The organism is Micromonospora sp. NPDC049230, from assembly GCF_040647875.1.
Taxonomy (GTDB): domain Bacteria; phylum Actinomycetota; class Actinomycetes; order Mycobacteriales; family Micromonosporaceae; genus Micromonospora.
The window spans coordinates 37,754-50,982 of record NZ_JBEZCZ010000030.1 but is presented as its reverse complement, the minus strand read 5'-3'; the positions used below and the strand labels follow the sequence as shown (position 1 = coordinate 50,982).

The window sequence follows — 13,229 nt, the reverse complement described above, 5'->3', positions numbered from 1 at the left end:
CGTCGTACGGCGTCGTCGTGCTGAAGGAGGATCGGTGAACGCCGAAGAGTCGGTGGAGTTGGAGCAACTGATGTTCGTCGACGAGCCGTTGGAGGGTGACGAGCCGCGCGTGCACGCGGCCTGGCTGCCACCGGAGGCGTTCCGGGCCCTCGGCGCACGGCGCGTGCTCGTCCACGGTGACGGGTTGCTCGTCGACACCGTCCTCGACGAGGTGTCGCGGGCCTGCGCGCGCTACGGCGGGCGGGTGTGGCATTCCCCCTCCTGGGACGTCGACGTCGACCTGGTGCTCGTCCTGCGGGGCGCGAGCGAGTTGCCCAGCCCGGCGGTGGAGGCGGCCCGGTCGGCGGCGGAGGCGGCACTCGTCGAGATCGGCGACGGCGGGACGCTCGGCGACGAGGGGTTCCTGCTGGCCCGTGACGACCAGGTCACAGTGGTGCTCGCCGACGCGCCGGCCGGGCTGCTGTACGGGCTCTTCCACGTGGTCCGGCTCTGCGCGGCGGCCTTCGACCCGGCCCGCCCGCCGGAGCGACACCGGCCCGCGCTGCGCCGCCGGATGCTCAACCACTGGGACAACGTGGCGGTGCACCCGGTGATGGGCCAGGTCGAACGGGGATACGCCGGCGGCTCGATCTTCTGGCAGGACGGCCGCCCGCGCGGCGACCTGGCCCGGATCCGGGAGTACGGGCGACTGTTGGCCGCCAGCGGCGTCAACGCCATCTCGGTGAACAACGTCAACGTGGCCCGTACCGAGGCGCTGCTGCTCACCGAGCGGATCGGCGACGTGGCCGAGATCGCCGACGTGCTGCGCCCGTACGGCATCCGGGTGCACCTGTCGGTCAGCTTCGCCGCACCTGTGGTCCTGGGTGGCCTGCCGACCGCCGACCCCCTCGACGAGAGCGTGCGGGCCTGGTGGGCCGCGACCACCCGGCGGGTGTACGAGCGCATCCCGGACTTCGGCGGCTATGTGGTCAAGGCCGACTCGGAGGGGCAACCCGGCCCGTTCACCTACGGGCGCGACCACGCCGACGGGGCTAACCTGCTCGCCGAGGCCCTCGCCCCGCACGGGGGAGTGGTGCACTGGCGGGCGTTCGTCTACAACCACCACCAGGACTGGCGGGACCGGTCCACCGACCGGGCCCGCGCCGCGTACGACCACTTCGCCCCGCTCGACGGGCGGTTCCGCACCAACGTCGTCGTACAGGTGAAGCACGGTCCGGTGGACTTCCAGACGCGCGAGCCGGTCTCACCGGTGCTCGCGGCGATGCCGGCGACCCGGCTGGCGGTGGAGTTGCAGGTCACCCAGGAGTACACGGGCCAACAGCGGCACGTCTGCCACCTCGGCCCGTGGTGGAGTGAGGTGCTGAGCTTCGCGCCCTGGGGGCCGGGTGGCCGGACGATCGCCGACGTGGTCACGGGAGAGTCGGCGGCGGGCGGTGGGCTGGTCGCCGTCGCCAACGTGGGCGACGACCTCTTCTGGACCGGGCATCCGTTGGCGCAGGCCAACCTGTACGCGTTCGGCCGGCTCGCCTGGGACCCCCGGTCGGACCCGACGACGGTCCTCGACGAGTGGATGACGCTGACCTTCCCGCCGTCGGCGACCGCCGAGCCGGAGTTGGTGCGGCGGACACTGCACGAGATCATGGACGACTCCTGGCGCACCTACGAGCGGTACACCGCCCCGCTGGGCGTCGGCTTCATGGTCAACCCTGACGGCCACTACGGCCCCGGCGTCGACGGGTACGAGTACTCGCGGTGGGGCACCTACCACTTCGCCGACCGCGACGGCGTGGGCGTGGACCGCAGCCGCGCCTCGGGCACCGGCTTCGCCGGCCAGTACCCGCCGTACTGGGCCGAGGTGTACGAGTCGCCGGAGAGCTGCCCCGACGAGTTGCTGCTCTTCTTCCACCATGTGCCGTACCAGCACGTCCTGCACAGCGGGTCGACGGTCATCCAGCACATCTACGACACGCACTTCGCGGGTGTCGAGGAGGTGACGGCGATGCGCCGGCGGTGGCAGACGCTGAACGGCATGATCGACCCGGCCGTGTACGAGCGGGTGGCCGAACGCCTCGACGAGCAGGTGCGCTCCGCCACCGAGTGGCGCGACCAGGTCAACACCTACTTCTACCGCAAGTCCGGGGTGCCGGACGAGCACGGGCGGCGCATCTACTGAGCCGGCCGTCCGGCCGGCCCGCGCGGGCCGGCCGGTTGCGCACCCCGGTCACCAGGGGTGCACGGTGCCGTCCTCCAGCCGGTTCACCGGCAGGTACGCCGGCGAGTACGGGTAGCGGGCCGCCGCCTCCTCGTCGATGTCCACCCCGAGACCGGGCGTCTCGGCGGGGTGCAGGTAGCCGTCGGCGAAGTGGTAGCCGTGCGGGAACACCTCGTCGGTCTGTTCGGTGTGCCGCATGTATTCCTGAAGGCCGAAGTTGGGAATGGAGATGTCGAGCTGGAGCGCTGCGGCCATGCAGACGGGGGACAGGTCGGTGGCGCCGTGTGATCCACTGCGAACGTGGTGCAACGCCGCGAGGTCGAAGATGCGGCGCAGGTGGGTGATCCCACCGGCGTGCACCACTGTGGCCCGGATGTAGTCGATGAGCTGCTCCCGGATGAGCTGGGCGGCGTCGAAGACGCTGTTGAACACCTCACCGACGGCGATCGGGGTGGTGGTGTGCTGCCGGATCAGCCGGAAGCCCTCCTGGAGGTCAGCGGGGACCGGATCTTCCATCCAGGTCAGCGCGAAGGGCTCCAGGCTGCGGCCGAGCCGGGCCGCCTCGATCGGGGTGAGCCGGTGGTGCACGTCGTGCAGCAGCCGCAGGGTCGGGCCGAACTCGTCGCGTACCTGGGCGAACACCTTCGGCACGTGCGCCAGATAACGTGGGGTGGACCAGGTCGCCTCGCTGGGCAACGCGGCGTCTGCCGGCTCGTAGAAGAACTTGTCGGTGCTGACTCCGTACGTCTTGGGCAGGCCCGGCACCCCGCACTGCACCCGGACCGCCCGGTAGCCGAGATCGACGTAGCGGGCGACCTCCACCAGCACCTCCTCGACGGTCTCGCCGTTGGCGTGGCCGTACACGGTGACGCCCTCGCGGGACCGGCCACCGAGCAGCTGGTAGACGGGCAGCCCGGCGACCTTGCCCTTGATGTCCCACAGGGCCGTGTCCACGGCGGCGATGGCGCTCATCGTGACCGGGCCGCGCCGCCAGTACGCCCCCTGGTACAGGTACTGCCAGGTGTCCTCGATGCGGGCCGGATCCCGCCCGATCAGCAGGGGCGCCACGTGGTCACGCAGGTACGACGCGACGGCCAGCTCCCGGCCGTTGAGGGTGGCGTCCCCGACGCCGGTCACCCCCTCGTCGGTGACGATTTTGAGAGTGACGAAATTGCGGCCCGGACACGTCAGGATGACCCTGACATCAACAATCTTCACTGCTCCTCCTTCGTGCCCACGGCGTCGTCCGCCGGACGCTCGCAGGGGGGTCGCGCGAGGGATGTGGATGCCCGACACGTTTCGAGAACATCCCGATAATAGCCCCCGACCCGCCGCCGGTGGCTGGGTCGTTGGCGGTCACTGGGTGTGCAGGTGAGCCCGGAATCCGTTGCCACGAAAGGTTTCCGGAAGTATTGACAATCGAGATGGTTCGATCGAAGCTGACTTCGTCACGCGAGCCGGGTCAGGGTCGGGCGAAGGGCAGTCCTCGACTTCAGTCCTCTTCCACGCGCCTATCTCCCGAGGGATCGCGATCGATGACACTCAAGACAAGGATGCTCGGCGCCGCCCTGGCGGCCCTGACGCTGGCCGCCGCCGCGTTGACGTTCGCCACCCCGGCGTCGGCGGCGACGCTGACGCAGGTGACCGGCTTCGGCACCAACCCCACAAACCTCCAGATGCACCTGTACGTCCCGGACCGGGTGGCCACCCGACCGGCGATCCTGCTCGCCCTGCACTACTGCACCGGGTCGGGCCCGGCGTTCCACTCCGGCACCCAGTACGCGTCCCTCGCGGACCGGTACGGGTTCATCGTGATCTACCCGTCGGTGACCCGCAGCAGCAAGTGCTGGGACGTGGCCTCACCGCAGGCCCTGCGCCGTGGCGGGGGCAGCGACCCGGTCGGGCTCATGTCGATGGTCGACTACGTGCGGCAGCGCTACGCGGCCGACCCGGCGCGGATCTTCGCCACCGGCACCTCGTCCGGCGCGATGATGACGAACGTCATGCTTGGTGACTACCCGGACGTGTTCGCGGCGGGCGCCTCGTTCGCCGGGGTGCCGTTCGGCTGCTTCGCCACCGGAGGCAGCTCCGAGTGGAACAGCCAGTGCGCGAACGGGCAGCTCATCAAGACCCCGCAGCAGTGGGGCGACCTGGTCCGTGGGGCGTACCCCGGCTACACCGGCCAGCGGCCCCGCATGCAGATCTGGCACGGCACCAACGACGAGACGCTGCGCTACCCGAACTTCGGTGAGCAGGTCAAGCAGTGGACCAACGTGCACGGGTTGAGCCAGACCCCGACCTACACCGACTCGCCGCAGTCCGGCCACACCCGCACCCGGTACGGCAGCAGCGGCCCGATGGCGCCGGTCGAGGCGATCAGCATGCAGGGTGTCACGCACAACCTGCCGGTCGACGCCGCGCAGGTCATCCGCTTCTTCGGCCTGGACGGCACCACCACCCCGCCGCCCACCACGCCGCCCCCGACGACGCCGCCCCCGACCACCCCGCCGCCCACGACTCCGCCGCCGACGACGCCGCCGCCCACCACCCCGCCGCCCACCACCCCGCCTCCGGGGGAGGGCGGCTGCACCGCGACGGCGTCGGTGAACCAGTGGACCGGTGGTTTCGTGGCGAGCGTCCGGGTGACGGCCGGCTCGTCGGCTCTCAACGGTTGGACCGTGACGATCCCGCTGCCGTCCGGCGCGACGGTCACCAACTCGTGGAGCGCCAACCCCAGCGCCAACACCGGCACGACGAACTGGACGAACGTGGCCTACAACGGCCAGGTCGGCGCCGGGCAGTCCACCGAGTTCGGCTTCCAGGGCAACGGCACCGCCGGCAGCCTCAGCCTCACCTGCACGGCCAGCTAGGAGAAGCAGCGGCCGGTGCGGAGGGACACCACCCCCGCACCGGCCTCAAGCCCCGGACCTCGCCGCTCGGCCCGGTTCTCCACCCCGGCCCCGCGCGGGTGGGGAACGGCTGTCGGTGGGCGCCTGTAGAGCTGCCCCGGGTGTGGGGCAACGAGGGTTTTCGTCGTTCCCGGCCGACGTCGGTGCCGAGCCGGAGTGGAACGAGTCGGCAACCTGGGCGCAGCACCCGACCAACCGCGATTCGCGAAGGCGGGGAACGCCACCCCGCGGATCTCCGACCTCAGCCGTCGATGCGGGTGATGTTGCGGATCTTGTTGGACGCGTCCAGGGCGGCGACCTTGTACGCCTCGGCCAGCGTCGGGTAGTTGAACACCGCGTCGATGAGGTAGTCGATAGTGCCACCGCAGCCCATCACCGCCTGCCCGATGTGGACGATCTCGGTGGCGGCGGTGCCGAACACGTGCACCCCGAGCAGCCGGCCGTCCTCGGGGGAGACGAGCAGCTTGAGCATGCCGTACGAGTCGCCGACGATCTGGCCGCGAGCCAGCTCGCGATAACGCGCGACGCCGACCTCGAACGGAGTCGAGGTGTCGGTGAGTTGCGCCTCGGTCTGCCCGACGAAGCTGATCTCCGGGATGGTGTAGATGCCGATCGGTTGTAGGCCGTGCATCTCCCGGATCGGTTCGCCACAGGCGTGCTGGGCCGCCAGTCGACCCTGCTCCATCGAGGTGGACGCGAGCGCGGGAAAGCCGATCACGTCGCCGACCGCGTAGATGTGCTCCACCGAGGTCCGGTAGTTGGCGTCCACAGTGATCCGGCCGCGTCGGTCCGCCTCCAACCCGGCGGCCTCCAGCGCCAGGGCGTCGGTCTGGCCCTGCCGGCCGGCCGAGTACATGACAGTGTCCGCGACGATCTTCTTGCCGCTCTTGAGGATGCACAGCGCGGCGGTCTGGTGCTTCTCCACGGCGGCGACCTCCTCGCCGAAGCGGAACGCCACGGACAGGTCGCGCAGGTGGTATTTCAGGGACTCGACGACCTCGTCGTCGCAGAAATCCAACATCCGCTCGCGGCGTTCCACCACTGTCACCTTGGTGCCGAGAGCGGCGAACATCGAGGCGTACTCCATGCCGATCACCCCGGCGCCGACCACGACCATGCTGCGGGGGACGGCTTGCAGGTTGATGACGCCGTCGGAGTCCACGATCGTCCGGTCGTCGAAGTCGACGCTGTCCGGGCGGGCCGGGCGGGTGCCCGCGGCGATGACGATCTTGTCGAAGGTCACCTTCGACTCGCGGCCGGAGCCGCCGTCGACCCAGATCGAGTGCGCGTCCGCGAAACGGCCGGTGCCGGTGATCATCACAACCCGGTTGCGGGCCAGTTGGTTGCGGATGACGTCGGTCTGCCGGCTGATCACGTGCTGGGTCCGGGCGGCCAGGTCGCTGACCGTGATCTCTTCCTTGACCCGGTAGTTGCTGCCGTAGAGGTCTCGCTGGCTCAGCCCGGTGAGGTAGAGGACGGCCTCACGCAGCGTCTTGGAGGGGACCGTGCCGGTGTTGATGCACACCCCACCGATCATGTCGCGGCGGTCGACGATGCCGACGCGCCTGCCGAGCTTGGCGGCAGCGATCGCGGCCTTCTGACCGCTGGGTCCGGAGCCCAGCACCAACAGGTCGTAGTCATACACAACCGCTAGCGTCGCAAGATGTCGCGACTGGCGCCAGACCCCGGAGCCGAGCGTTATTCGTCTGCCACCACGCAGAGGCCACCGTTGAGCGTGATCTCCTGCGGCAGTTGCGTGCCGGAGGCGACGAGCCCCAGCGACACAGTGCCGCCCGGCGGGATCACCGCGTTGCGACCGGTGTTGCCCACCCGCAGGTAGCTGCTGTTGAGACGGTCGATGACCTTCGCGCCCCAGATGCCGTGGACCTGCTGGCTGGCCCAGAACCGCCACGTCATCGTCCACCCGTTGATCGCTGTGGTGCCGGTGTTCTTGACGGCGAGGTGCGCCACGAAGCCGTCCGACCACTGCCGCACCACGGACCGGACCTCGCAACTCGGCGGTGGCGGCAGGGTGGTCACGGTGACCGGTGCGGACAGGGGGGACAGGTTTCCGACCTCGTCGCGGGCCCGCACCACGAAGGTGTACGTGGTGTTCGGCGTCAACCCGCTGATCGAGGTGCTGTTGACGGGCGGGTACTGGGAAACGTCGCGGACCAGGGTGAGAGCGCCGCCGGCACCGACCCGGAACACCTGGTACCGGTCGAGCACGACGTTCTCCACCGAGTGCGTCCACCGCAGCCAGACCTGCGTGGCGGCGACGTCGTACGCCACCGGTTGACCCGGCGTGCCCGGCGGTTGGTCGTCGCCCGGTGGCATGGTCAGCCGCAGGGTCGGGTTGGACACCGAACTGTTGCCCGCCGCGTCCAGCGCCGACACGAAGAAGGTGTACGTGCGGGACGGCCGCAGGCCGGTGATCCGAATGCTGTTGGTGTCGGTCGAGTAGATCGCGCCGTTGTCCTCGAACTGCGCGGAGACCGGGTAACGGACCACGCCCACGTTGTCGGTCGAGGCAGCCCAGGTCAGCTCGACCCAGGTGGTGTCGACGGCGGCGACAGTGATCGGGCCGGGGGCGGTGGGGCGTTCGGTGTCGGCGGCGGCGTACGCCGGGGTCGCGCCCGTCGCCACCAGGGCCGCCGTGAGCGCGCAGGCAGCCAGTGCGGCGGCCCTGGACCGGACGCCGCGCCACTGATGATCGCGCAAGATGATCGCCTCGCTTTCGGGTGACCGCAGCGGACCAGTCATCGACTGATGACGATGGTAGGCCAGTCGCGGTCGCGTCGCTGTCCCCTCAGCCGACGAGGCGGCGTTCCCACGCCCACGCGGCGATCTCCACCCGGTTGCGGGCCTTGAGCTTCATCTGCACGCTCGCCAGGTGGGTCTTGACAGTGCCGACGGCGATGAAGAGCCCGGCGGCGATCTCGGCGTTGGTCAGACCCCGGGCGACGAGCCTCACCACGTCGAGTTCCCGTGGTGACAACCCGCCGTCGTCGCGCGCCGGTGCGGGCGAGCTGAGGTGCTCCAACAGCCGTACCGTGATGGAGGGGCTGATCAGCGCGTCGCCGGACACGGCCGCGCGGACCGCCTCCACCAGCAGCGCCGGGCCGGAGTCCTTGAGCAGGAAGCCGCACGCGCCGTTGGCGAGCGCGGTGTGCACGTACTCGTCGAGGTCGAAGGTCGTCACCACGACCACCCGCAGCGGGTCGGCGACGCCCGGCCCGGCGAGCAGCCGCAGTGCTTCGAGCCCGTCGAGGCGGGGCATCCGGATGTCCAGCAGCACCACGTCCGGGCGCAGGCGCCGGGCCACCTCGACCGCGTGGACCCCGTCGGCGGCCTCGCCGACCACCTCCATGTCCGACTGGGCTCCGATGATCATGCCGAAGCCGGTCCGGACCATGGCCTGGTCGTCGGCGATCAGCACCCGGATCACCGGGCCACCGCCCCACGCAGCGGGAACGCCGCGTCGAGCACCCAGCCACCGGCGACGCCGGGCCCGGCGGTGATCGTGCCGCCGAGGGCACGTACCCGTTCGGTGAGGCCGATCAGGCCGAAGCCGTGCCCCCGGGCCGGTGCGGTGCGCGGCGACGCGCCGTCGTCGGCGACCCGGACCAGCAACCAGTCCGGGGTACGCCGCACGGCCACGTGCACCGACCGTGCGTCCGGTGCGTGCTGGCGGGTGTTGGTCAGCCCCTCCATCACCACCCGGTACGCCGAGGTCGAGACCTCCACCGGCAGTCCGTGCAGGTCGCCGTCGACGTGCAGGTGTGCCGGCGTGTTCGCCGTGCCGGTGAACCCCGCCACCAGCGGCGGCAACTCGGTCACCCCGGCCAGCGGGGCCAGCGGCGCGTCCGGCGGGGCGTCCGGGTTGCGCAGGATCCCGACCATCCGCCGCATCGAGGCCATCGTCTCCGCACCGGCCCGCTCGATCTGCTCCAGGGCGACGATCACCCGCTGCGGGTCCTGCTCCGCGACGAACCGGGCACCCTGTGCCTGCACCACGATGCCCGTCACGTGGTGGGCGATGAAGTCGTGCAGGTCACGGGCGAACTCCGCGCGTTGCTCGGCCCGCACCAGCGCGATTGCCCGCTCCCGGCCGGCGGCCATGATCCGCAGGTAGAGCCCCACCCCGGCGGCGCCGGCCGCGGCGAGCACCTGGAGCAGTCCGAAGATCACCAGCAGGTTCTCGGTGCCGGCGCGTAGTGGCAACGCGGCGACGGCCAGCCCGACCGCCACCGCCGCCCACGGGGCGAGCCGCGACGCGCCCCAGCGGGTGACCACGAAGACCACCCCGATCAGCCCGGCCGACTCGGCGAGCCCCCAACTGCCGCTGAACAGATAGATGCCGTTGGAGAGGAGCAGGACGCCCGCCGTCACGGCCAGTGAGACGACGGCGAGCCCCAGCGCGGCCAGCGGCAGCAGCCGCGAACCCAGCCGGTGCACCGGCAGCCAGAGCGGCACCGTCGCCACCGCCAGCCCCATGCGCACCAGCAGGAGCAGGAGACCGGCCAGGCTTCCGGGCGCGCCGAACCGGAGGTCGAAGAGGGCGAGCAGGCCAAGGGCCAGCAGGCCGGCGGCCTGGGCCAGGCGTACCCACCAATGTCGAAGATCCGGCGTGCTCATGGTGACCCAGCGTAGCCAGCGGGCGGCGCGGGCAGATCGGCCGAAAGGCAGACCCGGTGCCGGCGATACCCGGCCACCGGCCGATGCGCCCACCCGCCGGTCGCGGCGACGCTGTCCGGGCCACACCGCAGCCACCGGCTGTCCGGGCCACATCGCAGCCACTGGAGGAACAATGACAACCCACGCCCCGCCGGCGACCAGCCACGCCGCGGTCGCCGCGGTCGACCTGGTGAAGGTGTACGGCAGCGGCGACACCGCCGTCCGTGCCCTGGACGGGGTCTCGGTCGGCTTCGGCCGGGCCGAGTTCACCGCCATCATGGGCTCGTCCGGGTCCGGCAAGTCGACACTGATGCACTGCCTCGCCGGTCTCGACACCGCCACCTCCGGCCGCGTCCTGCTCGGCGGCACCGAGCTGACCGGCCAGTCGGACCGGACCCTGACCCGGGTACGCCGGGAACGGATCGGGTTCGTCTTCCAGTCCTTCAACCTGCTGCCGCAGCTCACCGCCGCACAGAACATCACCCTGCCGCTGGACCTCGCCGGGCGGCAGCCCGACGCCGAGCTGCTCGCGCACCTGGTGCGGGTGCTCGGCCTCGGTGACCGTCTGAACCACCGGCCCAGTGAGCTGTCCGGCGGCCAGCAACAGCGGGTCGCGTTGGCCCGTGCCCTGGTGGCGCGACCCGAGGTGGTCTTCGCCGACGAGCCGACCGGCAACCTCGACTCCCGCTCCGGCGCGGAGGTGCTCACCATCCTGCGCGACTCGGTACGCGACCTCGGCCAGACCGTCGTCATGGTCACCCACGACCCGATCGCCGCCGCGTACGCCGACCGGGTGGTGCTGCTCGCCGACGGGCGGGTGGCCGGCGAGATCGACAAGCCCAACCAGGTGTCGGTCACCGACGCGCTGCGGGACCTGGCGGCCCGCCGATGAGGGCGACAGTGCTGCGGACCCAGACGAGCGCCGCCGCCCGGCGGCCGGGCCGGCTGATCCTGACCGGCCTGGCGATCCTGGTCGCCTCCTTCGTCGTCTTCGGCACCGTGCTGGTGCAGCAGATCACCGAACGGACCGTGCGGGACAACCTGAGCGGCACCCCGGCCGCCACCGACCTGGTGATCGGCAGCACCGACGTCCTGCCACCCACAGTCACCGACGCGCGGCGGATCCGGGCCGTGCCCGGTGTGGCCGAGGCGGCGGCTCGGGTCGCGACCGGCGTCTCCATCGGCGATGGGTACCTCAACCTCCGATCCGATCCGGGCACCGGCCCGCTGAGCACGGTCCGGGTGATCGAGGGCAGCTACCCGGACCAGCCCGGCGAGATCGCCATCACCCCGCGTACCGCCGAGCGGATCGGGCTGTCGGTCGGCACCACCACCAGCGGTACGGGCGGTGAACTCACCACGCCGGCCCCACTGACCGTGACCGGCGTGGTGGACGCCGGCACCGATGCCGGCTACGACGCGTACGCCCCGGACAGTGCCGTGATCGCGTGGGCGCGCCTGACGGCCGTGGAGCGCGTCGACGTGCGCGTCGCCTCCGGCACGTCGACGGAGGTCGTCCGGCAACGGGTGACCGCGGCGGTGGCCGGCCAGCCGATCCGCTCCGGCGCCGAGGTGCGCCAGGCGGAGGCCAACGCGGCGGCCGACGAGGTCGGGAAACTCTTCGTCCTGGTCGGCATGTTCGTCTCCATCGCGGTCGTCGCGGCGGCGCTCGTGGTCACCTCGACCTTCCGCATCGTCTTCGCCCAGCGGATGCGGCAGCTCGCGCTGCTGCGGGCGGTCGGCGCGAACCGGGGCACCCTGGTGGGCGCGTTGACCGCCGAGGGCGCCCTGACCGGGTTGGTGGCCGGCGTCGTCGGGGTCGCCAGCGCCCTGGCCCTCGGGTACGCCCTGCCGGCCATCCTGCGGGCGTCCGGCATGGCGGTCTCCTCGCCGGGCCTGCCCCTGGCGGCGGCGGTCGCTGTGGTGATCGGCGCCGTCGTGATCACCGTGCTGGCCGTGCTGGCACCGGCGCTCTCCGCCGCCCGGGTCTCCCCGCTGGAGGCACTGCGCACGGCGAGCACCACCGCCGGCCGGCGCGGCATCGGCGTGCCACGTCTGGTCGTCGGGCTGCTCCTGGCCGTCGGCGCGGCCTTGGCCGCCGCCGTGACGTACACCCACCTGCCGACGCCGGAGCAGACCTCCTACGACCCGTCGAGGCCACTGCTCCTGCTTGTCGCGTCCGGCGCGTTGGCGTTCTTCGCGCTGGTGGCGCTCGGGCCGCTGCTGGTGCGTCCGGTGTTGGCCGTGGTGGGGTGGCCGCTGCGCCAGTTCGGGCCGCTCGGGCGGATGTCGGTCGGCGGGATCGGCGGGACGCCACGCCGGGCGGCGGCGGTCTCCGTCGTTGTCGCGCTCGGCGTGACCCTGATCTCCGGTGTGCTGATCGGCGGTGCGTCGCTCCAGGTCCTCGCCGACCGCGAGATGGCGCTGTCGGCACCGACCGACTTCGAGGTCACCGGCAACGGCGGAACGCTGCCGCCGGCCGTGGTGACCCGGGCCGAGGCGGCGCGCAGCGCGTTGGCGAGGGTGGTGCCGTACCGCATGGTCGGCGACGCCACGCTGCTGCGCGGCGCGGAGAAGCTCGGCGACGTCGAGTCCGGTTATCCGACGAGCGACCTGGACCTGGCCGCGTTGCCGAGCACCGGCGACCTGGACGTGGCCCAGGGCACCCTGACCGATCGTGGCCCCGGCCGGATCGTGCTCAACGCCTGGGTCGCCCGGGACAGCGGGCTGCGGGCCGGCGACACGGTCACGCTCGCCGTCGCCACCGGCAGGGTGGACGTGCGGGTGGCAGCCGTCCTGCCCGGTGACGGGCCGCTGCACGCGGGCATCCTCGCCGACCCGGCCGACCTGGACCGGATCGGCGTGCCGGCCGCGTACACCGGTCTGCTCGCCGACGCGGCAGACACCGGTGAGGACGGTCGCACCGCCGGTGTGCGGGCCCTGCGACAGGCGATCGGGGGCAGCGACGGGGTGGGCCTCGCGGTGCTCGCCGACGAACGGGACCGCAACGACGCGTTGGTGCGCACCCTGGTCGGGATCGCCGTCGGCCTGGTCGGCCTGACCGTGCTGATCGCTGTCGTCGGCGTGGGCTCCACGACCGCGCTGTCGGTGGTGGAACGGGTACGCGAGTCGGGGTTGCTCCGCGCTATCGGTCTGTCCCGGCCCGGCCTGCGCACGATGCTGACAGTCGAGTCCGGCCTGTACGGGGTGATCGGCGCGACCATCGGCCTGGTGCTCGGCATCCCGTACGCCTGGTTGGCGGTGCGGGCCCTCGGGATCGAGGCGCCACTGACCGCGCCGCTGCTGCCGCTGGCCGGGCTGTTCGTGGTGCTGGTCGGGCTGACCGCGCTGGCCGGGGTGCTGCCGGCCCGTCGGGCGTCGCGGGTCAGCCCGGTGGCGGCGCTGGGGGTGGACGGCTGAGCAGCACCGTG

At 71.8% G+C, this 13,229-nt stretch carries 9 protein-coding genes; 4 read left to right on the top strand and 5 right to left on the bottom strand.

The genetic code is table 11. The annotated features are described in order from the left end of the window. Window positions 1-34: 34 nt before the first annotated feature. The gene (locus AB0A95_RS23485; RefSeq protein WP_357557873.1) at window positions 35-2,173 is read left to right on the top strand and encodes an alpha-glucuronidase; all 2,139 of its coding nucleotides are present in this window, start codon (window positions 35-37) and stop codon (window positions 2,171-2,173) included. A 48-nt stretch (window positions 2,174-2,221) separates the two neighbouring features. Here AB0A95_RS23485 and manD read toward each other — a convergent pair whose 3' ends face one another. After that, window positions 2,222-3,430 carry a D-mannonate dehydratase ManD gene (manD, locus tag AB0A95_RS23480; RefSeq protein ID WP_357557872.1) on the bottom strand — a complete coding sequence of 403 codons (1,209 nt, stop codon included), beginning with the start codon at window positions 3,428-3,430 and terminating at the stop codon, window positions 2,222-2,224. A gap of 317 nt (window positions 3,431-3,747) precedes the next feature. Here manD and AB0A95_RS23475 point away from each other — a divergent pair, with 317 nt between their 5' ends. Further along, on the top strand, window positions 3,748-5,082 hold the full coding sequence (locus tag AB0A95_RS23475; protein ID WP_357557871.1) for a PHB depolymerase family esterase: 1,335 nt from the start codon (window positions 3,748-3,750) through the stop codon (window positions 5,080-5,082). 280 nt (window positions 5,083-5,362) lie between these two features. Here AB0A95_RS23475 and sthA read toward each other — a convergent pair whose 3' ends face one another. From sthA to AB0A95_RS23455, 4 genes are all read right to left on the bottom strand, one after another. Then, entirely contained in the window at window positions 5,363-6,766 is a 1,404-nt protein-coding gene (sthA, locus tag AB0A95_RS23470; protein ID WP_357557869.1) for a Si-specific NAD(P)(+) transhydrogenase, read from the bottom strand. A gap of 53 nt (window positions 6,767-6,819) precedes the next feature. Then, entirely contained in the window at window positions 6,820-7,842 is a 1,023-nt protein-coding gene (locus AB0A95_RS23465; RefSeq protein WP_357557868.1) for a cellulose binding domain-containing protein, read from the bottom strand. 88 nt (window positions 7,843-7,930) lie between these two features. After that, complete coding sequence (locus AB0A95_RS23460) at window positions 7,931-8,569, bottom strand: response regulator transcription factor (RefSeq protein ID WP_357557867.1); 639 nt, start codon at window positions 8,567-8,569, stop codon at window positions 7,931-7,933. Next, on the bottom strand, window positions 8,566-9,759 hold the full coding sequence (locus tag AB0A95_RS23455; RefSeq protein WP_357557866.1) for a histidine kinase: 1,194 nt from the start codon (window positions 9,757-9,759) through the stop codon (window positions 8,566-8,568). The genes AB0A95_RS23460 and AB0A95_RS23455 overlap by 4 nt, the downstream gene beginning before the upstream one ends. 172 nt (window positions 9,760-9,931) lie before the next feature. On the opposite strand from AB0A95_RS23455, the gene AB0A95_RS23450 reads away from it, so the two are divergent. Together AB0A95_RS23450 and AB0A95_RS23445 are read left to right on the top strand one after the other, a co-directional pair. Continuing rightward, window positions 9,932-10,690 (top strand): ABC transporter ATP-binding protein, encoded by a 759-nt coding sequence (locus tag AB0A95_RS23450; protein ID WP_357557865.1) that lies wholly within the window; start codon window positions 9,932-9,934, stop codon window positions 10,688-10,690. 8 nt (window positions 10,691-10,698) lie between these two features. Next, the gene (locus AB0A95_RS23445) at window positions 10,699-13,218 is read left to right on the top strand and encodes an ABC transporter permease (RefSeq protein ID WP_357557863.1); all 2,520 of its coding nucleotides are present in this window, start codon (window positions 10,699-10,701) and stop codon (window positions 13,216-13,218) included. Window positions 13,219-13,229: the final 11 nt, after the last annotated feature.

Excerpts from the sequence above, each read along its gene's own strand:
- AB0A95_RS23475 (WP_357557871.1), top strand. The coding sequence starts at position 3,748 with ATGACACTCAAGACAAGGATGCTCGGCGCCGCCCTGGCGGCCCTGACG.
- AB0A95_RS23455 (WP_357557866.1), bottom strand. The coding sequence starts at position 9,759 with ATGAGCACGCCGGATCTTCGACATTGGTGGGTACGCCTGGCCCAGGCC.
- AB0A95_RS23450 (WP_357557865.1), top strand. The coding sequence starts at position 9,932 with ATGACAACCCACGCCCCGCCGGCGACCAGCCACGCCGCGGTCGCCGCG.